Raw genomic sequence first — 23,050 nt, 5'->3', positions numbered from 1 at the left:
TATCTTTCTACTTCAAATCCTTTCTAATTTCTCTAATTACATGTGCTAGTTCTGAGCTTATTAATTTATTCATGGCTAGCTTTACAGCACCGCTTGATCCTGGCATGGCAAATACTGCCGTATGATTACACACACCAGCAATTGCCCGGCTCAACATCGCTGCTGCTCCAATATCTTCTGTATAACTTAGCATTCTAAATAACTCTCCAAAACCAACAATCTCTTTATCTAACATTTCTTTTACCGTCTCGATTGTAACATCACGATCAGCTATACCCGTTCCACCATTTAAAAGAATGGCATCAATCTCAGAGGCTTGAATTCCTTTTTGAATAGCATCATTAATTTCTTGTTTTTCATCTCTTACAATCTCATAATCTTCTATTACATGTCCTTGTTTAAGTAAAAATTCCTGAATTAACATTCCGCTTTTATCTGTGTCTTTCGTACGCGTATCGCTTACAGTTATTATCTTACACCCAACTTGTTTTGGTGCTTCTTTTTTATGTTCCATTACACTCATTGCTACATTCTCCTTTTAATTTATTACTTTGTTCCTTTATAAGAATCAACATCATGTAAGACTCTATCTAGCGCCTGCCAAGCCATCAAAGCACAATTATGACGTGCCTTTAGCTTATGTACCCCTTGCAATGATAAGGCATCTCCTAAGTCAATTTGATCATCAGATTGTTCACCTTGACGGATTAACTGTTCAAACTCACTCCTAATTGAGGAGACGGTTTTAATATCCTTATTTTGAATTAACTCTGTCATCATCGATGAAGACGCCATACTAATGCTGCAGCCCTCCCCTTCAAATGAAACATTTGTTAGTAACTCGTCTTTAATATGTATATAAAGAGTAATAACATCTCCACAAGTTGGGTTCTTATAATGAATTTTACGTACTCCTTCGCCTTCTAGTCTGCCGAAATTTCGTTTATACTTTGCATGATCGATAACGAGCTTACGATATAATTGATCTAGCATTCGTCCCCTCCTTTGGTGTTATAAAATTATCAACATAGCAGGAGGTCTAAGAAATGCTTTCTAAGAACCTCCTTAAACTAACTGTTGTTGTGTACTATATTTAATTGGCATTTCACATACAAAAATTCAATTTCATTTCTATACTATGATTGAAACTGAACAATTCTCTCTGCCCCTCTTCTCGCACCAGAAATATTTCGCGAAACTGGTCCAATTACGAGTTCTGCAAGAGCTCCTATCACGTATAGGTTATCTCCCCACTGTAATGAGTCTTCAGAAACGATCGGATACCCACAATTTGCACAAAGCAGTTGCTCCTTTTCTATCGTATGGTTTAACCACTCTATACCTGGAGGAGTGGCATGAAAGCCTGTCGCTAATAATACTTGATTCGTATTTATAGATGTCTTTTTTAAATCTAATTTAATTTCATCATTTTCAAACGATGCTGTAGACACTTCATCGATGATCAATTCAAGGCGTCCTTCTCTCTCCTCCCGTAATATCTTCATTTTTAATTCTTTGGGAATGGATCCTCTAAATCTTGCACTTGTAATGATTTTTCTTCTCTTTTCAAGACATGTAACCTTTTCGAACGATTTCATCTTTTTGGGGCCAAGCCACCCTGGATCGGAATCAAATTGATGTGTTCGAAGAGGATGTCTAGTTAAGAGTCTTACCTTCCCAGGTCGTTTTCCACTCCATTTTAAAGCGGTATGGATAGCACTAATTCCGCCCCCTACAATAACGATTTCACCTGTGGGGTTTTCGTGACTCACGCTATTTTCATAAATATGCTGGATGTTTGCTCCCTGTTCTTGCAACTTTTTTGCCCAATCTGGTATGAAAGGATGCTCACTTAACCCCATTGCTAAAACAACATTTTTACTTTCTATTTGTCTTCCATCCTTTAATGTCATTTGCCAATGTTCCTTCACCTTCTCCAGCTTAATCACCCGTCCTTGAATCCAACTTTTTTGTAACTGGATATCATCAAAAAGGACATCACAATGTTTGTTAAAAAGCGAAAGCGACGGTCGATCATAAGGTCCATAAAAGTGAGAAGACAGTTTATCACCTTCAGATTTTGCAAATTTCTCAAGGGAAAATGGGTCAACATCTAGGTGATGGATAGACGGTGATCTTAAAAAAGGCATTTCAACTGTTTTCGTGCACCTTTTCCAAGTAGAAAGTGGTTTATCATGTGGATCAACGATTGCAAGATTAGAAATCGTTGTACATTTTCTTTTAATTAAATAAGTGGCCAGTGTGCATCCTTGAATGCCTCCACCAATGATCGTCCACTCTAACATTTTCTTCCCCTCATTTCTTTCTAAAAAATCACTTTTCGCAAATCGTAATTATTACGTTTTAATTTATTTTAATCGATTTTAAAAGGAGAATCAAACATAAAAAAAGAAAGTAACCCAAATCACTTTGAGTTACTTTCTTCAAGAATCAATTACTTCAAGCCATTTACAAATGTTTCAACATTATGTTTCATCATTAAAATGTAAGTCTCTGCACCACTGCCGTCTTGACCAACAGCATCCGTATACACTTCACCTGCTATTTCTACGCCTGTATCACCTGATACCGACTCCATATAACGGCGATCTACTGTTGTTTCAACGAAAATAGCTGGGATGTCTTGATCTTTTACTACATCGATCACACGAGAAATTTGTCCAGGGGTGCCTTCTTCATGAGAATTAATTTCCCATACCCCTTCTGTCTGGAAACCATACGCTTCACCAAAATATTTAAAAGCATCTTCACTTACAACGATCACTCGGTTTTCTTCAGGAATCGCTTCTACTTCCGTTTTAATAAAAGTATTTAATTCCTCTAACTCCGCTAAATACGCATCTGCATTTTCACGATACGTACTTTCGCCTTCAGGATCACGTTCAATTAAATCGTCTACAACATTTTCAACGTAAAGTTTGACATTTTCTACACTCATCCATGCATGAGGATCTTCTTCCTCACCGCCTTCAAGCATAATTGGTGTGACTCCTTCGCTCACTGATATAATTGAAATATCGCCACCAACACTTTCAACCAACTTCTCAATCCACTCTTCTAAACCGAGTCCATTGACATAAAAAACATCTGAATCACTAACTTTTTGAAAATCACTTGGTACGGGCTCATATTCATGCGGCTCTTCTCCAATTGGAACAATGTAGTCAACTGTTCCTCTATCTCCAACAATCGTAGTAATAATGTCACCTAAAATTGAAAAACTTGTTGTAATAGCAAGGCCACCTTCTTCTTCATTCGTTGCATCCTCAGAAACTGTTGTCTCATCCTGGTGCTCATCAACCAATTCCTCTTGTTGTGTCTCTTCTGCACTACAACCTATTAATACAAAAATCGATAGGCTCAGTGCTAGTAATAAAAACCCCATTTTCTTAAGCATGATTTCCTCTCCTTTTCAAAAAAAAAATATCAGTTGTCTTCTACTAATTATTTTGTATTAAGGAAACTTTTTAAACAAAAAAATAATTGTTTCCCTAATGCAACAATTATATTTTTTCATACTTTTCTCTTTTTGTCTAGATTTTTTTGAAATTCAAGTTTAATAACCAAAAATATAAGTGCCTAAGGTGAGTAATCCGCTCTACTTTTTCCTTAGGCTGACCCTATACATGATCAAGGTCTACTGTTAAAACATGATCAATCTTTTTAAACATGTAATATAGGTCTGTTGTATATATATGTTCTGGAGCTGAGATTGTAATCTTGATTTGTTGATTGCCATTGTCGAGGTCCCGTATTTTTATATTGCGTATTTTAATATTCCCTTTTTGCCTCCCATAAAAATCATGTTCTTTCATTTCGATTGCTTGGAGCAAATCTGTCATCTTATAGTTTGGTTCCATTACTATCTTTGCAAAAACATCCCTTTCCCTTAATGCGCTCGGTCCAATTAATTTGATAATAGCAGGAAGTATATTAACAGCAATAATAAAGAGCATAACTGCAACTAAAGAAGCAAAATAAAGACCTACCCCTACAGCTATTCCGAGCCCGGATGCTGACCAAATCATGGCAGCACTTGTTAATCCAGAGATGACATCATTGCTTCTCCTAAGAATCACACCCGCTCCCAAAAAGCCAACACCACTTACAATCTGTGCGGTTAAACGCATTGGATCCATCGCACTAAATGTGGGCGTTGCAAATATATGAAATGCTTCAATCGATACAATTGTAACAAGACAGCTTGCTACGCTAATCACCATACATGTTTTTAGTCCTAGAGGCTTATGCTTTAATTGCCGGTCAATTCCAATTAACATTCCTAAAAATAATGCTAAGCTTAATTTTCCAACAATAACGAAATCGAAAAACATTCCTCTTCCCCTCTCTTACATGTTCTGACCACTTAGAAATAAAAAATACCGCTAGCAAAGGTTATTATAATAAGGCTGAAAGTTTCAACTATTTCATGCAATTTACATTCCTTGTTCCTTTATAATTCCAATAATCATCACGATTTATTTGTTGATGATTTTTTTTATAAAAAGTGTTTTTTTACTTGTTCTGAAACGCGTTTCACACATTACGATAATTATAGATCGCAAAGGAGGGACAATTTTATGGAACTGTTAACTGGAATCGTTAGTTTATTGGGGTTATGTTTCATCGTTATATTATTTGCTATGGTTACTTCTTCTCCTAAGCTTGAAAAGAAAAGATCATTAAAAAGAGAACCTTACAGTTACATTTTTCACGACCATGTATTTGAAAAAAGAGAGAAGACCAAAAATCCTTCGAAATAATACGAGTGTTCAATCTAATAAGTTCATGCAGGAAATTATGTAAATACATCAAATAGTATCAATAAGGACGGGGTGTATACAATGGAATATTTGTTTCCTTCATTTATTGATAACTACATTAACGAATTGGCGGCGAAAGGGCGAAAAGATTCGACTATAAAACGCTATATTTATGATTTAAATGATTTTTCATATTGGTTGCATAAAGCACGTTCGACAACAGAAGAAATTAACTGGAAGTCCATTACAAAGGAAGAGCTTGAACTTTTCTTTCAGGATTTGATAGAAGTGAGAAAGTATAATGTACGAACGATTAGACGTATTCATAGTGTTTTACGACAAGTGCATCAGTACCGTAAATCCTTAGGACAAAGTGAACTAAGTCCTATGGCAGAAATTGAGCCTCCTGAACTTTCTTCAGGTCCACTAATAGAATCAGACTGGTTACAGCAGAAAGAACAAGCTCAATTTCTCACTTCATTATCTTCAACAAACGGCCTTTCCGACCAACAACTTGAAGTATTTCATTTCTATAAGGAACGGAATGAATTTATTGTTCGATTATTCTTAAATTATGGTCTAACACTACATGAGGTCCAGCAGCTTTCGATGAGAGATATAAAATTTGAACGCAACGAATTACACATTCAAGAGGACAACAGAGTGATTGTTATGAACGAAGATCATAAACAATTGGCATACACATACTTTAAGAGCATCCCAGAGCCTGTTAGACCTCGTTTTTATAGTGACGATCCATTGATTGTTTCTTTTGACTTTAAGCGAAAAACGTTTCATTGGTCTTATGATGATGATCAACCAAAGCGCATGTCTATGATCGCTATTCAGAAAATGGTTCGTATGGAAGTGAAGCGCGCACAATTGCGTAAAGGAATTAGTGCTCAAACACTTCGAAATACATTTATATTATCTACTCTTTTAAACGGAAAGACACCCAAAGAATTAGTTCAGTGGATTGGCTATACGACACCATTGTCAATGAACCGTTATCTAAATACACTTCAATCAATTACAAAAGAGCAAAAACATCGTCTACTTGCGGGGGCAGTATAACCTCGCAATTTTTTTATACTTTACAATGACAAATTTCATATAAAAAATTTGATAATTAAAAGAAAGATCGATATCTAATTCAAAAAATAGATACTACATAAAAAAACTAAAAAATGTAAAAAAGCGCCCTTCTAGGCGCTTTTTCTTATTCTTGCTCTTCTGACTTCAGCTGAACGTTACGCTGGGGTGCAAATGTAGAAATAGCATGCTTATAAACAAGCTGCTGTTTCCCTTCTGTTTCTAGAATGACCGTAAAGTTGTCAAAGCCTTTGATTAAGCCACGAATTTGAAATCCGTTTGTTAAAAAGACAGTAACAGAAATATTGTCTTTACGTAATTGGTTTAAAAATTGATCTTGAATATTAATCGGTTGCTTCATCGGGGTGTCCTCCTCTAATTGACTCTCTCTTTATTTCGATATAAATGGTAATTTTCCTTCAATAAATGAACAAATTTCCTGGAATGTTTGGTCTGTTAATCCATTGGACATGTCAAACCATGTCGCCTCCGTTTTATTTCTAAACCATGTTAACTGTCGTTTGGCGTATCGTCTTGAGTTTTGCTTTAACATTTCAACTGCATCTTCTAATGACAAGAGACCGTTAAAATAATCATAGAGTTCTTTATAACCAATCGCTTGCACCGATTGACAATCTTTTATACCACGGTCATATAAAGACCTTGCTTCTTCTAATAATCCTTGTTCCATCATAATGTCAACACGTTTATTAATTCGTTCGTAAAGCAGTTCACGTTCCATCGTTAATCCGATAAACGCTAAAGAATATGGCGACTCCTTTTTTTGCTCTTCCATTTGGTGTTCGGAGAAGGGAGTCCCAGTAGCTTGTGTTACTTCAAGTGCTCGAATGACACGTCGCACATTATTAGGGTGAATGAGTTGTGCAGCTTTTGGATCTACTTGTTTGAGACGATTATGTAATTGTTCATTTCCTATTTTACTTACTAGTTGTTCTAATTCTTCACGATAACGTTCATCCGTCGGCAACGATTCAAAACGGTATTGTTTTGTAATTGCATTTACATATAGTCCTGTACCACCTACTAAAAGTGGGACATGGCCGGTGTTATTAATCTGTGAAATTAGAGGAATGCATCTTTCTTGAAATTCAGCAACTGAAAATGACTCTTTCGGATGCAATATATCAATTAAATGATGGCGGATTCCTTCTTGTTCTTCATCGGTCACCTTCGCCGTACCAATATCCATACCTTTATAAACTTGCATCGAATCTCCACTAATAACTTCACCTTCGTATTTCTTTGCTAATTTAATACTCAATGCTGTTTTTCCAACTGCAGTTGGACCGACAATTACAATTAACTGTTCTTTCATCATCTTCTCCCTATTCCTTTAAATTCAAACGTTCGTACATGGATTATTTTGAAACCGTAATAAACCCATAATGAAACGCAGCGTGTTGCCTTTTCATTACGTGAAATCCGTAACGATTAAATCGGTCACTCTCATAATGATCTTTTAAAACAACACGTGATCTACTTACTCGTATTGCCTCATCTATTACTTGTTTTGATAAGTCATCATGACATGCAAACTGTTTTAATGCCTTAATACCCGTTGAATTAGATAAATGCTGCTCGAACATAGGGTCAAAATAAACGACATCAAACGATTTATCAGGTAGGTTTTGAAGATAGTCTTTATGATGTGCATGAAGCACTTCGATCCTTCTCATCGCTTCAATCATCGAAGCACTACCATCCTGCCAAGATCCAAGACCATGACGGACAATACTAGCAAGCGTTTGATTAGCCTCTAAGCCTGTTACACGACCACTTTTTCCTACAGCAATTTGTGCAACTAAACTATCTGAGGCTAAACCTAACGTACAATCAAGAAACAACATTCCTTTTGAAAGATCCGCTGCAGCTACTAACGGATCATAATTTGTTTTTTGAAATTGCTTTACCCGAAACATAGCAGAATTCGGGTGATAAAAAAAGGGCTCTCCACCATCCTTTGAATAAAGAGTGACTTTGCCCTTTCCTGTCACGAGAACATCCGCATCATAATGTTGTATTAGGTCTTGAACAGAAGCTTCACTTCGGCGAATAAATGGAGCAGCTAATTCTAAGCTAAAGCGCAATGCTTTCTCCTCTAATACGTCTGCTCCTTTTCTTGCTGTTGTAATGATCATGGTTTTATCCCCTATGTATTGTAGATGAATTGGTTAGTAAACGACTGTTGTTTTCGTTCTGTGTTCAGACAAGCAGGTTAAATAGTGTTTTTGACTTTAATAGTGCGAACATATTTGCGTTGGCTTCTCTCGCCGTGCACCTTTTAGGAGAAGATCACTCCTAAAAGGCTTAAAACATTACGGCGGCTTCGCTCAACGCTTCGAGTTCATAGAAAAAGGTAAAAAGCGACCTTTTTCTTTACATGTGCATAGATCGTGTGCGTTGGCTTCTCTCGCCGTGCGCCTTTTAGGAGAAGATCACTCCTAAAAGGCTTAAAACATTACGGCGGCTTCGCTCAACGCTTCGAGTTCATAGAAAAAGGTAAAAAGCGACCTTTTTCTATGAACTCTCTTACATCACTCGTTTAAACATTTTTTCTAGTGCGTAGGTTGAGAAGTGGACGAGGATTGGGCGGCCGTGTGGGCAGGTGAATGGGTCGCTGCTTTTCCTGAGGGACTCGAGCAGTGCAAACATCTCGTCTTGACGAAGATGACGATTTGCTTTTATCGCTGCCTTACAGGACATTAAGATCGCAGCTTCTTCCCGCAGTTTGGCAAGATTCACTTTTCGATGCTCTAGTAAATAATCGATAATTTCACGAATCGTTTCTTCCTCATGCCCCTTAGGCAGCCACGTTGGGTGTGAACGAATGACAAACGCTTGTGTACCAAATCTCTCTGGAAAAACTCCAACAGCGTGAAGATCATTAATATGTTCGTTTATCGTCGCAAACTCCTGAGCCGTACATTCTAGTGTAATTGGAACAAGCAATTCTTGAACGTGCGGACTCACTTCCGCCACTTTATCCCTAAAAAACTCGTACTTCACGCGTTCTTGGGCTGCGTGTTGATCAATTAAATACATTCCTGTCTCATTTTGTGCAATTATATACGTCCCATGCATTTGCCCGACAGGATAAAGGACCGGTACCCTCTCACTCACCTTCTCTTGTTCGAAATCCGTTTCTTTCATTACCTCCATTGACTCTTCTTCTTGCTCAATAGCAATGCTCTCATACGGACTTGCAACAATTTGCTCATGATCTTGAGGTCTTTGCCGTTCCATTTCTCTATCTTGTTTCACATCATCATCTTCTTCAATATAGGACGATGTTTTATCTTGCCACGTTTCATTTTCTTTTACTTGTAGTCCTACATTTACAGAGGATTCAATTTGTACTGGCTTTTCAAAATCAAACGAAACTTGTTCACTTTTTAAGCTTGAAAAATTCGTTCGCTTTCTCGTATCTGCTTCTGGAATTAATGTTTCGGATTCAAATATTTGTTTGATAGATTGAGTAATTAATTGACCTAATTCCTCTTCTTTACTTAAACGTACTTCTAGTTTCGATGGATGAACATTGACATCGATTAATTTTGGATCCATTTTTATAGAAAGTACGACAAGAGGGTAGCGGCCAATAGGTAGTAATGTATGATAACCATCTTGTATCGCTCTAGCAAGTGCGTAATTACGAATATACCTGCCATTAACGAAAATAGACATATACTGTCTAGACGCTCTTGTTAATTCTGGCAAGGCTACAAAACCACTTATTTCATAATCTAGTGACTCACCTTCAATAGGTTTAACCTTTTTGGCTACATTTCTTCCATAAATTGAAGCAATTACTTGCCGAATGTCACCATTGCCTGACGTTTTTAATACTTCTTTTCCATGATGAGAATATTCAAATGCTACATGAGGATGCGCTAATGCAAGACGATTGATAATATCACTCACATTCCCTGCTTCTGTATGAACAGTTTTTAAATATTTTAATCTTGCTGGCGTATTGTAAAAGAGATTCGTCACTGTAATCTCCGTCCCTTTTCTAGCCTTCGCAGCCTTCTTCTGCTTAATAACTCCACCCTCTAACACAATTTCGGTACCAGGTCCAACTCCTGTGCTTGTTTTCAGACTAACGTGTGCCACAGAAGCTATACTCGGCAAAGCCTCTCCCCGGAAACCTAACGTTCCGATTTGAAACAAATCACGATCTGTCCTAATTTTGCTAGTAGCATGACGATAAAAGGCTGTCTCAACATCATCCTCATCGATTCCATCACCGTTATCAACAATCCGAATTGACGTTAGCCCACCTTCTTCAATCTCAACAACAATGTGTGTACTATTTGCATCAAGGGCATTTTCTACTAATTCTTTTACAATTGCTGCAGGGCGTTCGACAACTTCACCTGCAGCAATTTTATTAGATAACGCATCATCAAGCTTTATGATTTTCGTCATCGAACCCCTCCTTTAGTTATTTTAATAATCGTTGAAGTTCATTAATGAATTGAATCGCTTCGATAGGTGTCATATGAAGCACATCTTTTTTAACAAGCTTCTTTAAAACTTTTTCTTCTTGTCCAGAAAGTGCGACGGGAACGTTCTTTTCTTGCTGAGCCACGTCTTCATCACCAAATAAAGATAATTGTTGCTCTGGAGAGGAAGAAAGAAGTGTTAATTGATTGTTTGTTTTAGGTGTTGCTGTACCATCTTCAAACTGCTTTAACAATGTTTCAGCACGCTCTGTTACCTCAGTTGGTAACTCTGCTAATTCTGCTACATAAATCCCATAACTACGATCGGCTTGTCCATCGACAACTTTATGCAAGAATACAACCGTTCCGTTTTCTTCCACTGCTGATACATGAACATTTTGTAAATCTGCTAGTTCCTTATCTAGTTGTGTTAATTCATGATAATGAGTGGAGAAGAGAGTTTTTGCTTTCACTGTATCATGAATGTATTCAATAATGGCTTGTGCCAATGCCATTCCATCATACGTAGAAGTACCCCTCCCTATTTCATCAAGCAAGATCAAACTATTTTGTGTTGCCTTTGTAAGAGCATAACGTGTTTCGAGCATTTCAACCATAAATGTGCTCTGCCCACTAGCAAGATCATCAGCAGCACCAATCCTTGTAAATACTTGATCAAATATTGGTAATTCACACGAAGTCGCCGGAACATAGCAACCAATTTGTGCCATGACAGCGAGCAGGGCTAATTGACGCATATAAGTACTCTTTCCTGCCATGTTCGGCCCTGTAATTAATAACATCTCTCGCCCTTTTGTCATGTGTACATCATTAGCAACATACTGACCTCTTTCAATCACTGTTTCAACAACAGGATGACGACCATCGACAATTGCAATGTCTCTCTTTTCTGAGAAGCTTGGTTTTACATAATGGCGCTTCTCACTTACTGTCGCAAATCCTGCTAATACATCAATTTCACTAATGGAATGAGCTAATGTTTGAATAAATTGTAAATATTGTTTTGCCTCTTCCCTTACAGTGACAAACAAATCATATTCAAGTTGTTCCATTTTCTCTTCTGCTTCTAAAATTAGCGCTTCTTTCTCTTTAAGTTCCGGTGTGATATAACGTTCTGCATTCGTTAATGTTTGTTTGCGCTCATAACGACCCTCTGGTAATAAATGAGTATTCGCTCTTGTTACTTCAATATAATAGCCAAACACCTTATTAAAGCCGATCTTCAACGATCGAATCCCTGTTTCTTGACGCTCTTTCTGTTCAAGCTCAGCAATCCACTGCTTTCCATTTTTACTTGCATCACGATACGTATCTAATTCTTCATGAAAACCAGGTTGAATCATTCCACCTTCTGTAACAGAGATAGGGGGATCTTCTACTAAGCTACGATCAAGAAGTTCTATTAATTCAACAACTTGATCTTCTTCATAAAACCACCGATTAAGAGAAGATGGTGCCATTTTTCCAACTAGTTCTTTTATTAATGGTACCTTTTCTAATGAACGCTTTAATTGGACGAGTTCACGAGCATTTACGCTACCATAGGCAATTCTTCCTGCAAGTCTTTCAAGGTCATACACATGCCTTAACTCATCACGCAATTCTTCTCGTTCGAAATAGGATTCTAGGAAAGAAGTGACTAACTCCAGTCGTTCCTCTATGCCAGATTGATCTATTAAAGGTCGCTCTAACCAATTCTTTACGAGTCTACCACCCATCGCTGTCACAGTCTGATCGACAATCGAAAGCAGAGACCCAGCCTTCTTCTTCTCTCTAAGTGATTCCGTCAGCTCAAGGTTTCTTTTCGTATGAGTATCCATTTTCATAAAAGAATCAAAATGATAATAAGTGACTTTTTGTAAATGGTTCAATGAACGTTTTTGTGTTCTGATTAAATATTGTAAAAGTCTAGCGAAACTAGTTATCAGTTTTTCAGACTGTAAATCATCACAAAGCTCAATATAGTTTTGATCAAGCTCTACCTTATCTTCATAGGAAACGGTAACCGGGCACTTTTCTATAATTCGTTTAAGAGTCGTCTCATCTAAATCAGTGGCAACCACTAACTCCTTTGTGCCTGAACTTGAAATATCATGAATAACATCTTCAAGAGCATCGCCAATTAGTGTTGCAGCACATTCTCCAGTTGTTAGATCCGTTCTAGCAAGTCCAAAAGTTTGATCATCAAATGCCGTCAATGCCACTAAGTAATTGTTTTCTTTTTCCTTAATGACATTTCCATTCATCATCGTCCCTGGTGTAAGCATCTTGACTACTTCACGTTTCACTACGCCTTTTGCAACTTTGGGATCTTCTACTTGCTCACACAAGGCAATTTTGTAGCCTTTCTCAATTAATCGTGACATGTATTGATCAGCAGAATGATAAGGTACACCACACATCGGTATGCGATCTTCACCTTGTCCTCTACCCGTTAACGTAATTTCTAATTCTTGGGCTGCAAGTTTTGCATCCTCATAGAACAATTCATAAAAGTCTCCAAGACGAAAAAATAAAAAGGCATCTTGATGCTGTGCCTTTATTTCTAAGTATTGTTTCATCATAGGGGTAATCTGTGTCATAATATCCTCCACCGTACATAATTAATACGGTTTATTATATCATAGCCGCTATAAATCTCGCATTAGGGAGTCTTTTACTGTAGGGGAATTACTTACGAAAAAACAAGAGCAAACCTCGTCGGCTTGCTCCCTCGTCTTATTTATCAAATTCACTGTGTAAGAAATTTGGATCAAGACGCTCATACTCCTCATCACTCACATCATCTGCCGTTTGCGCACTAGGAAAATCTTCTAAAAGACCATCAGAATTTACGGCAACAGCAACCTTTGTCTCACCGATACACTCTACGAGAAACTCCCGCTCTACCTGTACATCAACATTCGCTCCGTTTTCAGAGATTGTTGCTTCCAATGTATTTGGCTGCTGAACTGCTCTTGCAATAACGTCCATTTCATCAGATAGGATATTTTCATCCTGCATGGAAAGTGGAATTACATCAGAGTAAGTAACGGTTTGCGTTGCAACATCTGTCTTCGTATTTTTATTATACGAGAACCAAACGTTGATATCATAGCTCCCTTGCACCACTACAGAGTCGCCCTTCTTATCTGCTGAATACTTGTGATTAATAATCCAGCAGCCTAGAATGCTTGACGGTCTGTGTGAAGGGCTAATCGTATGAGTTGCTTCTGAAAACTTACGACCTTTTCCACATACCGCTTTTGTAATAATTTCACGATAGTTAAATTTTTGAGACATGAAACAAAACCCTCCTCTTTCTCATATCATATCGAGTTGTCGGTCGCTCGTGTCGGCTCAACGTGCCAAATTCGCTCCGCCAAATGCTTCACTGTCATCCTATGCAGGGCGAATAACCAATGTGCGAAAAAAGAATGTAAGATGATAGCAAAGCGTTATCTATATCACGATATGTTGAGTTTACAAAGTTTAGTACATCAATCGAGAAAAGTTCTTAAAAATATCTGGTTTCTTTGCAATGACAGGTTACTGCCAAAATTCCCCCAACACCAATTAATAGAAAAAAGAGCTACTAATTATTTATATAAAAAGTTACTTATTTATGACCATTTTTCTTTAAAAATAAAAAAAACAGATCTATTCATCTTTCGAATAGATCTGTTTAACAAACCCTATGTTATTGACAACCACCATCAAAATAAGGGTTTTTCGTCGTTGTTCCTTTTACTAAATCTCCACCCATTGAAGTAATAATTTCTTCGGTCACTGCTTTAGAAATTGTATTAGAAACCATCTGTAATAATTCATTTACTTCAATTTGGCTCGATTTGAATTCCTGTACTAATGGAATTGAATCAATTTCTTCGTGTAACGCATCAATTTTAGCTTCCACTTCTTTTAACGCTTCAGCCTTTCCATAATGCTGGAGATTTACCGCTTCTTTTTGAAGCTTTTTAATTTGCGCGATCAGCTCTTGCACTTTTAGATGCTCATTAATTTGTTTTTCTGCTCGTTTAAAGAAATCCACTTCTTCTGTTTCTGCCATCATCTTTGCTAATTCTCTAGCTTTATTACGAATATCTTCTCTTGTATATGTTGTTGTCATTACTGTTTTACCTCCGCCATCTCAACCATTTCTCCATTTAACGACCATGTCTTTGCTTCTGTAACTTTGACATAAACAATCTCACCTATCACCGATTTAGGAGCTTTAAAATTAACTAAACGATTCGTTCTAGTACGGCCTGCTAGGACATCTGGGTTCTTCTTGCTTTCTCCTTCAACAAGAACTTCAACAATCTGATCTTGGTAATCAAGGTTTTTCTTTGCTGAAATTTCATTTACAAGCGCATTTAACCGACCTAGACGCTCACGTTTCACTTCCATTGGTACATTGTCTTTCATTTTTGCAGCTGGAGTTCCTTCACGAGGTGAGTAAATATATGTGTAGGCACTATCAAACTCAATCTCTCGTACAAGAGACAAGGTCTCTTCAAATTGCTCCTCTGTCTCATTCGGGAATCCAACAATTAAGTCTGTTGTAAACGATGCGTTTGGAATCGCCATTTTTATTTTATGAGCAAGCTCTACATATTGCTCACGTGTATACTTTCTAGCCATTAATTTCAAAATCTCAGAGTTCCCATGCTGAACCGGCAAATGAATATGCTCAACTAGGTTTCCACCTTTTGAGAGCACAGATATGAGGTGATCATCAAAGTCTCTCGGATGACTTGTTGTAAAACGAACACGTGGAATATCAATTTTATGAATTTCATCCATCAAATGCCCTAGGCCATAATTTTTTCCTTCTAAATCTTTCCCATAAGCATTTACATTTTGGCCAAGTAAAGTAATTTCCTTGTAGCCTTGTCTAGCTAAATCGCGGACTTCGGCAATGATATCTTCGGGAAGACGACTACGCTCTTTCCCACGTGTGTAAGGAACGATACAATACGTACAAAACTTATCACAGCCATACATGATATTTACCCACGCTTGTGTTTTTCCTTGACGAGCACGAGGCATGTTTTCAACAATATCGCCCTCTTTAGACCAAACTTCAACGACCATTTCTTTCCCGTAAATAGCATTTCTTAAAAGCTCTGGCAAACGATGAATGTTATGGGTACCAAAAATTAAATCAATGTGCTGATGTTTTTGCATGATACGGTTTACAACTGATTCTTCCTGTGACATACAGCCGCAAACACCAACAATCAGTTCCGGTCGTTCAACTTTTAATGCTTTTAAATGACCAATTTCACCAAACACTTTGTTTTCAGCATTTTCACGAATAGCACAGGTATTTAGTAAAATAACATCCGCTTCCATTGTTTCCTCTGTTGATTCAAAGCCCATTTCCAGTAGGAGACCTGCAATGTTTTCTGAATCATGTGTATTCATCTGACAGCCATACGTACGAATCAGGAACTTCTTACCATTCCCAATTCCCTTCATCTCTTCAGGGATTAGACTGTCTGGACGTATAACTTGTACATCCTCTTTCCCTCGACGCTTTCCTTGCTTATAATCTGGTTGATCATAAATAGAAATGTCTCGTCCTTCTATCCGGATCACCTTTTTATTATCTTCCTCTGATACCACTTTAGCATTTGAGAAATCAAAATATTTACTATAGTCTTTTTTCTTATTTTCTTTATCTATAGGCTCTTTTGTATTTCCTAAACGTCCTAAACGTTGATCTTCATTCATTGTTAAAGACTCCTTTCATCAAGCTTCTAAAAGTAAACAAATAGAAAGCTCACAATATGTGAGCGAAATTTTGCATAGTTTCCTTCATACATTATACGTGGAACTTTGAAGAAACTCAATGAATCTTGTTTGTCTATCTTTTAAACAAGTCCGTAGGTAATTGGAAAAGAGAAAAAGTCGCAGAACTCTATGATTTGAGTGCGACTTATTTATAAAGAGTACGAAATGGTTGCGATGGCTTCTCTCACCGTGCGCCTTTTAGGAGAAATCCACTCCTAAAAGGCTTAAAACATTTACGGCGGTTTCGCTCACCCCTCCTATGTTTCAAAAGAAAGGTACCTGTTTTGTACGTAATAGTGCGAACATGATTGCGATAGCTCCACTCGCCGTGCGCCTTTTAGGAGAAGATCACTCCTAAAAAGCTTAAAACATTTACGGCGGCTTCGCTCACCCCTCCTATGTTTCAAAAGAAAGGTACCTGTTTTGTACGTAATAATGCGAACATGGTTGCGATGGCTCCACTCGCCGTGCGCCTTTTAGGAGAAACCCACTCCTAAAAGGCTTAAAACATTTACGGCGGTTTCGCTCACCCCTCCTATGTTTCAAAAGAAAGGTACCTGTTTTGTACGTAATAGTGCGAACATGATTGCGATGGCTCCACTCGCCGTGCGCCTTTTAGGAGAAGATCACTCCTAAAAAGCTTAAAACATTTACGGCGGCTTCGCTCACCCCTCCTATGTTTCAAAAGAAAGGTACCTGTTTTGTACGTAATAATGCGAACATGGTTGCGATGGCTCCACTCGCCGTGCGCCTTTTAGGAGAAGATCGCTCCTAAAAGGCTTAAAACATTTACGGCGGTTTCGCTCACCCCTCCTATGTTTCAAAAGAAAGGTACCTGTTTTGTACGTAATAGTGCGAACATGATTGCGATGGCTCCACTCGCCGTGCGCCTTTTAGGAGAAGATCGCTCCTAAAAGGCTTAAAACATTTACGGCGGTTTCGCTCATCGCTTCGCAAAAAGACCAAAAGGGAAGATCGTCCTTTTGGTCTTTTTGCTCTTACATAAATTCTGCCATTAGTTTGTTGAACTTTTCTTCTGTTAGCTCTAAATTTTGGTGAGCTAGTGGTTTTTCGTCGTATGAGTCGATTAACTCTTGGTATGACTTTTGTTCTTTGTTTTGGTAAATGAGACCTGTTACAAGACCGTTATGTTCCATTAGTGTTTGCATAGCCGTCATGCGGTTGGACGGGTCGTAATTTTCAACATCTGAAAGCTTCGTAATATTTTCCTTAAACCAATCATACGTATTCACTTTATTAAAAGTAACACAAGGACTAAATACGTTAATAAGAGAGAAGCCTTTATGGTTAATCCCTTGTTCAATTAATGAAGTTAATTCCTTTAAGTCACTTGAGAAACTTTGTGCTACAAACGTTGCTCCAGCAGTTAATGACATTTCCATTACATTCAAAGCTGATTCAATGGAGCCGCCTGGTGTACTCTTTGTTTTAAAGCCCATATCACTACGTGGTGATGTTTGCCCTTTCGTCAAGCCATAAATTTGGTTATCCATGACAATATACGTTACATCGATGTTACGGCGAATAGCATGAATCGTATGTCCCATTCCAATAGCAAAGCCATCCCCATCTCCGCCAGAAGCAATAACGGTTAAATCACGGTTTGCCATTTTAACACCTTGTGCGATTGGTAGAGCTCGACCGTGAACACCATGAAAACCATATGAATTAATATAACCTGAAATACGACCTGAACAACCAATACCTGAGATTACAGCAAGGTCATCTGGCTCTAAACCAACATTTCCAGCAGCACGCTGGATTGCAGCTTGGACAGAGAAGTCCCCACAACCAGGACACCAGTTTGGCTTTACTTTGTTTCTAAAATCTTTAAATGTTGCCATCTAAACCAACTCCTTGCTTACTTCATGTAGTTCCTTACAAGTTTCATGTAATTCACCAGGTAAAAATGGGTTTCCGTCATATTTTAATACATTTTCAATTTTCACATTGCCCACATTCATTTTAATAATGTTGGCTAATTGAGCTGTCGCATTATTTTCAACTACGACTACTTTTTTAGCACGATCAATTAATGGAGTTAATTCATCCGTTGGAAACGGATGTAACAAACGAATCTGCGCATGGTTCACTTTAATACCATCTGCTTCGAGTCTTGGCATTGCCTCTGCAATTGTTCCACGTGTAGAATTGACCCCAATGACCAATAAATCAGCTTCGGCATGCTTTGCATCTACATAAATAGGATTCTTAAACTGTTTTGGTAAATTCGCAACTTTACGCATCCGCTTATCCATTTGATTCTTACGATTTTCTGGACTTTCAGACGGTTTTCCTGTTTCATCGTGTTCAACACCAGTTACGTGGTGAATTCCATTTTTCATACCCGGAATCACTCGATTCGAAACACCTGATTCTGTTAATTCATAGCGTTTATAATACGCTTTGTCTTCTCGTTCCGGAATCTCTTCCCCTAACTGCAACGCACCACGACGAATTTCTACTTTGCTATAATCAAGCGGTTCTACGGTTTGTTTCCCTAGCGACAACGCAAGGTCTGTCACCAAGATAACTGGGCACTGGTATTCTTCTGCTAGATTAAAAGCTTCAACAGTATCATAGAAGGCTTCCTCTACAGTACTCGGCGTGATGACAATTTTTGGAATATCTCCATGTGTACTATAAATCATGGCCATTAAATCTGATTGCTCTTGTTTCGTAGGTAATCCCGTACTTGGACCTCCACGTTGCGTATCCATAATAACAAGTGGTTGTTCCGTCATACCAGATAGGCCAATCGCCTCAGCCATTAAAGATAGACCTGGACCAGCTGAAGCCGTAAACGAACGTACTCCGGCATAGTTCGCACCAATTGCCATTGTACATGCAGCGATTTCGTCTTCTGTTTGAATAACTGTACCACCAAATTCAGGCAATTTTTCAATCATATATTCCATAATTTCAGATGCAGGTGTAATTGGATACGCTGCCATAAAACGGCTTCCCGCTGCAACTGCTCCCATTCCGATTGCATCATTTCCGATCATAAACATTCTTTTCTTGCCATCAGCTGGAGCCAGTTGTAATTCAGGCATGTTTGCCCCTGCTTCTTTTCGGAAGTATGCAGCTCCTGCACGGATCGCCTCCATATTCTTCTCAACAACACTTGTTCCTTTTTTTAAGAAAAGATCTTCTACAACATCTTGATACGTATCAGGCGCTAACCCAAGAATCGCACTTGAAGCACCGACAGCAACCATATTCTTCATTAAAGATGTACCTAGCTCTGTCGCAATTTCCGTAAAAGGTACAACAAAAAGGCGTACATCATATCCTTCCGTTACGACAGGATTAAATTTAGCATCAGCAATAATAATGCCATCTTCACGTAATTCATTAATATTAACATCAATTGTTTCTTGATCAAACGCCACTAAAATATTTAAATCATCTGAAATTGAATTTAAAGGAGACGTGCTTACACGAATCTTATTGTTTGTATGTCCACCTTTAATACGTGAAGAAAAATGACGATACCCGAATAAATAATAACCATGACGATTCAATGCAGAAGCAAAAATTTCACCTGTACTTTCAATTCCTTCCCCTTGCTGACCGCCAACTTTCCATGATAACTGCTCTCTCACACTCTCCACCCCTTGCTTGTCTATTAGACTAGAAACACGAAATATCAAATTATTGTCATAATATCATATTTCCGAGTAAATTACTAGACTTACTCAACTATCAATATATATATATCTTAAACGTTCTTATAATAGTCCCAAACTTGTTAAAAAGCAAGCATTTTCAAAGATATGTAAATTGAACCAAATGTTTTTTATCACAAAACTTGAGTAAACTTAATACAAATCGAGATAACTATGAAACTAAACACTTTTTAACGCTATCTACTCTATATTCAACATTGCTAAAGCACGCAAAATCCTACTTCCAAAATGAAAGTAGGATTTTTTGCAGACGCTATTTTTATCTTGGTTCAACGATAATTTTCATCGCTGTTCGCTCTTCTCCCTCAATTTGTATATCAGTAAAAGCCGGGATACAAACAAGGTCAATACCACTTGGGGCAACAAATCCCCTCGCAATCGCAATCGCTTTTATTGATTGATTAAGCGCTCCTGCCCCTATTGCTTGGATTTCTGCTGCTCCCCGTTCACGTATGACCCCAGCTAACGCGCCAGCAACAGAGTTGGGAGTAGATTTTGCTGAAACTTTTAAGACTTCCATTTCTTGTACCTCCTCTTTATGTGAAAAGTGGGCTGTCCATGATTACGATCGTTTTCATGCATTCAACAGTGCAATTAGCAAGTGTTTGCTAATCGTACAAGATGTGAATCTAATTCATCTTATTTCAGAAAACCTATCCTTATTCCTAAAACTAAAAAATTTCTTACTCAATTACGTATAAAAAGGGTGATCATCATTAATTAGGATTCGTTTCACTGACTTAGAAAGACCTGTTTTAGGGTCTATGTCAATGACGACTCCACTTAACTGTGTACGCCCCTCTGCTACTTCAAAACGTACCGGTAAATTCGTTAAAAACTTATGAAGCACTGGTTCCTTTTCAACACCAAGAATCCCATCATAAGGGCCCGTCATACCAACATCCGTTAAATAAGCTGTTCCCTTCGGTAATACACGCTCGTCTGCAGTTTGGACGTGAGTGTGGGTACCAACGACTGCAGAGACTCTACCGTCTAAATACCATCCCATCGCTTGTTTCTCACTAGTCGCTTCAGCATGAAAATCAACGAAGATATACGGAGTTCTACCTTTAATTTCTTCTAAGATTTCATCCATTTTTGTAAATGGACAATCAATCGGAGGTAAAAATGCTCGACCCATAATATTAATTACAGCAATTTCAATATCGTTGATTTTGACAAGTGTATACCCTTTTCCCGGTACACCCGCCGGGTAATTAGCTGGTCGTACTAATGCTTTTGCACGGTCAATAAATTCGAAAATTTCTCGATTATCCCACGAGTGATTTCCAAGTGTCACAACCTGTGCTCCCGCATCTAAGAACCCTTTGTATATTTTTTCTGTAATGCCCTTTCCAGAAGCCGCATTTTCACCATTAATGATCGTAATTGTTGGCTTGTACGTTTGTTTTAATTTCATTGTATATTCCTTAATCATCTTTCGACCAGGTGCCCCAACGACATCCCCAATAAATAAAATTCTCATAATTGCTCCTTCATTTATGTACTTTAGCTATATTATTAGCTACATTTCCTTTATTAAAAACAAATAAAGTGGCGAAAATCGCCACTTTACTTTGCATACTCAACGGCACGTGTTTCACGGATAACCGTTACACGTATATGCCCTGGATAATCTAATTCTTCTTCAATTCTCTTCGTAATATCACGAGCAAGTTTATGTGCAAGTGCATCATCTACAACATCTGGTCTAACCATAATGCGTACTTCACGTCCAGCTTGGATCGCATACGTCTTTTCTACGCCTTCAAACGATTCAGAGATTTCCTCTAACTTTTCAAGACGACGAATGTAGGTTTCCAGTGTTTCTCTTCGCGCACCTGGTCTTGCAGCCGAAAGGGCATCAGCTGCTGCAACAAGTGTTGCGATAATGGAAGTTGATTCCGTGTCCCCATGATGAGATGCAATTGCATTAATGACAACTGGGTGTTCTTTATACTTCGTCGCCAGTTCTACCCCAATCTCTACATGGCTTCCTTCTACTTCATGATCAATTGCCTTACCGATATCGTGAAGCAAACCAGCTCGTTTTGCTAATTTAACATCTTCACCTAATTCAGACGCCATTAATCCAGCTAAATGAGCCACTTCCATTGAGTGTTTCAACACATTTTGACCATAACTTGTTCTAAATTTCAAACGACCGAGAATTTTAATTAAATCCGGGTGTAACCCATGAATTCCCATCTCAAACGTTGTTTGTTCCCCGTACTCTCTTATCGCTTCATCAACCTCGCGACGAGACTTATCGACCATTTCTTCGATACGAGCAGGATGGATACGACCATCTTGAACAAGCTTCTCAAGTGCTGTACGAGCAATTTCACGACGAATTGGATCGAAACCAGATAGAATAACTGCTTCAGGCGTATCGTCAATAATTAGATCGATTCCTGTTAACGTTTCTAACGCTCGGATATTACGCCCTTCACGACCAATGATTCTTCCTTTCATTTCATCGTTTGGCAGCGTGACTACCGAAACCGTCGTTTCTGCTACGTGGTCTGCAGAACAACGTTGAATCGCAAGTGACAATACTTCTCTCGCCTTTTTATCAGCCTCTTCTTTCGCTTGTGCCATTCGCTCTTTAACAATAAGAGCTGTTTCATGAGCAATTTCTTGTTCAACCTCACTACGAATGGTTTCACGAGCTTCTTCGCGGGAAAATCCAGAAATACGTTCAAGCTCAGCTTGCTGCTTGCTCAAGATTTCCTCCACTTTGCTATCCATCTCTTCAATTTGTCGTTGTTTTTTGGTGAGAGATTCCTCCCTTTTATCCAAAGACTCTTCTTTCTTATCTAAGGTTTCACTCTTTCGGTCAAGAATCTCTTCTTTCTGTACCAAACGATTCTCTTGTTTTTGAATCTCATTTCTTCGTTCACGAACCTCACGCTCTGCTTCTGTGCGAATTTTATGTGCCTCATCCTTCATTTCAAGGACAGCTTCCTTTTTACCCGCTTCTGCTTCACGCTTCGCATCTTCAACAATTTGTTTCGCTGCATGTTCCGCACTGGAAATTTTCGCTTCTGCAATGGATTTTCGAACAAGATATCCAACAACTGCACCAATACCTGCAGAGACAACAAGCAAAATGGAGATGATCAATATTTCCATACTCTTTCACCTCCTCTTGCTATCTAATTGTTGGTTTCAAAAATTTGTCATACGTTTCATC

The 23,050-nt window shown here is 38.2% G+C and carries 20 protein-coding genes; 2 read left to right on the top strand and 18 right to left on the bottom strand.

Translation table 11 applies throughout. From position 1 onward, the window contains the following. Positions 1-7: 7 nt before the first annotated feature. From MF646_RS05425 to MF646_RS05405, 5 genes are all read right to left on the bottom strand, one after another. On the bottom strand, positions 8-523 hold the full coding sequence (locus MF646_RS05425; protein WP_250095474.1) for a MogA/MoaB family molybdenum cofactor biosynthesis protein: 516 nt from the start codon (positions 521-523) through the stop codon (positions 8-10). A 23-nt stretch (positions 524-546) separates the two neighbouring features. Continuing rightward, a complete protein-coding gene (gene sufU / locus MF646_RS05420) occupies positions 547-993 on the bottom strand; it encodes a Fe-S cluster assembly sulfur transfer protein SufU (RefSeq protein ID WP_250095473.1) in 447 nt (148 codons plus the stop codon). A 143-nt stretch (positions 994-1,136) separates the two neighbouring features. Next, positions 1,137-2,306, bottom strand: coding sequence for an FAD/NAD(P)-binding protein (locus MF646_RS05415; RefSeq protein WP_250095472.1), 1,170 nt, complete (start codon positions 2,304-2,306; stop codon positions 1,137-1,139). 149 nt (positions 2,307-2,455) lie between these two features. Then, entirely contained in the window at positions 2,456-3,418 is a 963-nt protein-coding gene (locus MF646_RS05410) for a metal ABC transporter substrate-binding protein (protein WP_250095471.1), read from the bottom strand. 223 nt (positions 3,419-3,641) lie between these two features. Then, positions 3,642-4,355 (bottom strand): MgtC/SapB family protein, encoded by a 714-nt coding sequence (locus tag MF646_RS05405; protein WP_250095470.1) that lies wholly within the window; start codon positions 4,353-4,355, stop codon positions 3,642-3,644. A 246-nt stretch (positions 4,356-4,601) separates the two neighbouring features. Here MF646_RS05405 and MF646_RS05400 point away from each other — a divergent pair, with 246 nt between their 5' ends. Continuing rightward, a complete protein-coding gene (locus MF646_RS05400) occupies positions 4,602-4,784 on the top strand; it encodes a hypothetical protein (RefSeq protein ID WP_250095469.1) in 183 nt (60 codons plus the stop codon). 81 nt (positions 4,785-4,865) lie between these two features. Then, positions 4,866-5,858 carry a tyrosine-type recombinase/integrase gene (locus tag MF646_RS05395; protein WP_250095468.1) on the top strand — a complete coding sequence of 331 codons (993 nt, stop codon included), beginning with the start codon at positions 4,866-4,868 and terminating at the stop codon, positions 5,856-5,858. 145 nt (positions 5,859-6,003) lie between these two features. Here the strand turns inward: MF646_RS05395 and hfq are convergent, their stop codons facing one another. The 13 genes from hfq to rny all read right to left on the bottom strand — a co-directional run bounded on the left by hfq (position 6,004) and on the right by rny (position 22,989). Beyond that, positions 6,004-6,237 (bottom strand): RNA chaperone Hfq, encoded by a 234-nt coding sequence (gene hfq / locus MF646_RS05390; protein ID WP_034632138.1) that lies wholly within the window; start codon positions 6,235-6,237, stop codon positions 6,004-6,006. Positions 6,238-6,267: 30 nt separating this feature from the next. Beyond that, positions 6,268-7,212, bottom strand: a complete 945-nt coding sequence (gene miaA, locus MF646_RS05385) for a tRNA (adenosine(37)-N6)-dimethylallyltransferase MiaA (protein WP_275980212.1) — start codon at positions 7,210-7,212, stop codon at positions 6,268-6,270. Positions 7,213-7,255: 43 nt separating this feature from the next. Next, positions 7,256-8,035: a class I SAM-dependent methyltransferase gene (locus tag MF646_RS05380; RefSeq protein WP_250095466.1), complete on the bottom strand. Its 780-nt coding sequence runs from the start codon at positions 8,033-8,035 to the stop codon at positions 7,256-7,258. A 391-nt stretch (positions 8,036-8,426) separates the two neighbouring features. Then, positions 8,427-10,325 carry a DNA mismatch repair endonuclease MutL gene (mutL, locus tag MF646_RS05375; RefSeq protein ID WP_250095465.1) on the bottom strand — a complete coding sequence of 633 codons (1,899 nt, stop codon included), beginning with the start codon at positions 10,323-10,325 and terminating at the stop codon, positions 8,427-8,429. Between the two features lie 16 nt (positions 10,326-10,341). Further along, positions 10,342-12,945, bottom strand: a complete 2,604-nt coding sequence (mutS, locus tag MF646_RS05370) for a DNA mismatch repair protein MutS (RefSeq protein ID WP_250095464.1) — start codon at positions 12,943-12,945, stop codon at positions 10,342-10,344. A gap of 136 nt (positions 12,946-13,081) precedes the next feature. Beyond that, on the bottom strand, positions 13,082-13,645 hold the full coding sequence (locus MF646_RS05365) for an outer spore coat protein CotE (RefSeq protein ID WP_250095463.1): 564 nt from the start codon (positions 13,643-13,645) through the stop codon (positions 13,082-13,084). A gap of 397 nt (positions 13,646-14,042) precedes the next feature. Further along, positions 14,043-14,471 carry a YlbF/YmcA family competence regulator gene (locus MF646_RS05360; RefSeq protein WP_250095462.1) on the bottom strand — a complete coding sequence of 143 codons (429 nt, stop codon included), beginning with the start codon at positions 14,469-14,471 and terminating at the stop codon, positions 14,043-14,045. Next, entirely contained in the window at positions 14,471-16,081 is a 1,611-nt protein-coding gene (gene miaB, locus MF646_RS05355; protein WP_250095461.1) for a tRNA (N6-isopentenyl adenosine(37)-C2)-methylthiotransferase MiaB, read from the bottom strand. The genes MF646_RS05360 and miaB overlap by 1 nt, the downstream gene beginning before the upstream one ends. A 1,058-nt stretch (positions 16,082-17,139) precedes the next feature. Continuing rightward, the gene (locus MF646_RS05350; RefSeq protein ID WP_250095460.1) at positions 17,140-18,006 is read right to left on the bottom strand and encodes a 2-oxoacid:ferredoxin oxidoreductase subunit beta; all 867 of its coding nucleotides are present in this window, start codon (positions 18,004-18,006) and stop codon (positions 17,140-17,142) included. Next, on the bottom strand, positions 18,007-19,770 hold the full coding sequence (locus tag MF646_RS05345) for a 2-oxoacid:acceptor oxidoreductase subunit alpha (protein WP_250095459.1): 1,764 nt from the start codon (positions 19,768-19,770) through the stop codon (positions 18,007-18,009). 343 nt (positions 19,771-20,113) lie between these two features. Continuing rightward, positions 20,114-20,374 (bottom strand): stage V sporulation protein S, encoded by a 261-nt coding sequence (locus tag MF646_RS05340; protein ID WP_034632153.1) that lies wholly within the window; start codon positions 20,372-20,374, stop codon positions 20,114-20,116. 171 nt (positions 20,375-20,545) lie between these two features. Then, a complete protein-coding gene (locus MF646_RS05335) occupies positions 20,546-21,340 on the bottom strand; it encodes a TIGR00282 family metallophosphoesterase (protein ID WP_250095458.1) in 795 nt (264 codons plus the stop codon). An 86-nt stretch (positions 21,341-21,426) separates the two neighbouring features. Further along, positions 21,427-22,989 carry a ribonuclease Y gene (gene rny, locus MF646_RS05330; RefSeq protein WP_250095457.1) on the bottom strand — a complete coding sequence of 521 codons (1,563 nt, stop codon included), beginning with the start codon at positions 22,987-22,989 and terminating at the stop codon, positions 21,427-21,429. Positions 22,990-23,050: the final 61 nt, after the last annotated feature.

It is taken from the genome of Halalkalibacter alkaliphilus (assembly GCF_023555415.1).
In the GTDB taxonomy this organism is placed as follows: domain Bacteria; phylum Bacillota; class Bacilli; order Bacillales; family Bacillaceae_D; genus Halalkalibacter; species Halalkalibacter alkaliphilus.
This window is presented reverse-complemented; position numbering and strand designations above follow the sequence as displayed.

Bases quoted from the DNA above. Each gene is read 5' to 3' on its own strand.
- miaB (WP_250095461.1), bottom strand. From the start codon at position 16,081: ATGAATGAAGATCAACGTTTAGGACGTTTAGGAAATACAAAAGAGCCT.
- MF646_RS05395 (WP_250095468.1), top strand. From the start codon at position 4,866: ATGGAATATTTGTTTCCTTCATTTATTGATAACTACATTAACGAATTG.
- hfq (WP_034632138.1), bottom strand. From the start codon at position 6,237: ATGAAGCAACCGATTAATATTCAAGATCAATTTTTAAACCAATTACGT.
- MF646_RS05340 (WP_034632153.1), bottom strand. From the start codon at position 20,374: ATGGAAGTCTTAAAAGTTTCAGCAAAATCTACTCCCAACTCTGTTGCT.
- MF646_RS05405 (WP_250095470.1), bottom strand. From the start codon at position 4,355: ATGTTTTTCGATTTCGTTATTGTTGGAAAATTAAGCTTAGCATTATTT.
- MF646_RS05425 (WP_250095474.1), bottom strand. From the start codon at position 523: ATGAGTGTAATGGAACATAAAAAAGAAGCACCAAAACAAGTTGGGTGT.
- MF646_RS05380 (WP_250095466.1), bottom strand. From the start codon at position 8,035: ATGATCATTACAACAGCAAGAAAAGGAGCAGACGTATTAGAGGAGAAA.
- mutL (WP_250095465.1), bottom strand. From the start codon at position 10,325: ATGACGAAAATCATAAAGCTTGATGATGCGTTATCTAATAAAATTGCT.
- MF646_RS05415 (WP_250095472.1), bottom strand. From the start codon at position 2,306: ATGTTAGAGTGGACGATCATTGGTGGAGGCATTCAAGGATGCACACTG.
- rny (WP_250095457.1), bottom strand. From the start codon at position 22,989: ATGGAAATATTGATCATCTCCATTTTGCTTGTTGTCTCTGCAGGTATT.
- MF646_RS05335 (WP_250095458.1), bottom strand. From the start codon at position 21,340: ATGAGAATTTTATTTATTGGGGATGTCGTTGGGGCACCTGGTCGAAAG.
- MF646_RS05400 (WP_250095469.1), top strand. From the start codon at position 4,602: ATGGAACTGTTAACTGGAATCGTTAGTTTATTGGGGTTATGTTTCATC.
- MF646_RS05360 (WP_250095462.1), bottom strand. From the start codon at position 14,471: ATGACAACAACATATACAAGAGAAGATATTCGTAATAAAGCTAGAGAA.
- sufU (WP_250095473.1), bottom strand. From the start codon at position 993: ATGCTAGATCAATTATATCGTAAGCTCGTTATCGATCATGCAAAGTAT.
- miaA (WP_275980212.1), bottom strand. From the start codon at position 7,212: ATGAAAGAACAGTTAATTGTAATTGTCGGTCCAACTGCAGTTGGAAAA.
- MF646_RS05350 (WP_250095460.1), bottom strand. From the start codon at position 18,006: ATGGCAACATTTAAAGATTTTAGAAACAAAGTAAAGCCAAACTGGTGT.
- MF646_RS05410 (WP_250095471.1), bottom strand. From the start codon at position 3,418: ATGCTTAAGAAAATGGGGTTTTTATTACTAGCACTGAGCCTATCGATT.
- mutS (WP_250095464.1), bottom strand. From the start codon at position 12,945: ATGACACAGATTACCCCTATGATGAAACAATACTTAGAAATAAAGGCA.
- MF646_RS05365 (WP_250095463.1), bottom strand. From the start codon at position 13,645: ATGTCTCAAAAATTTAACTATCGTGAAATTATTACAAAAGCGGTATGT.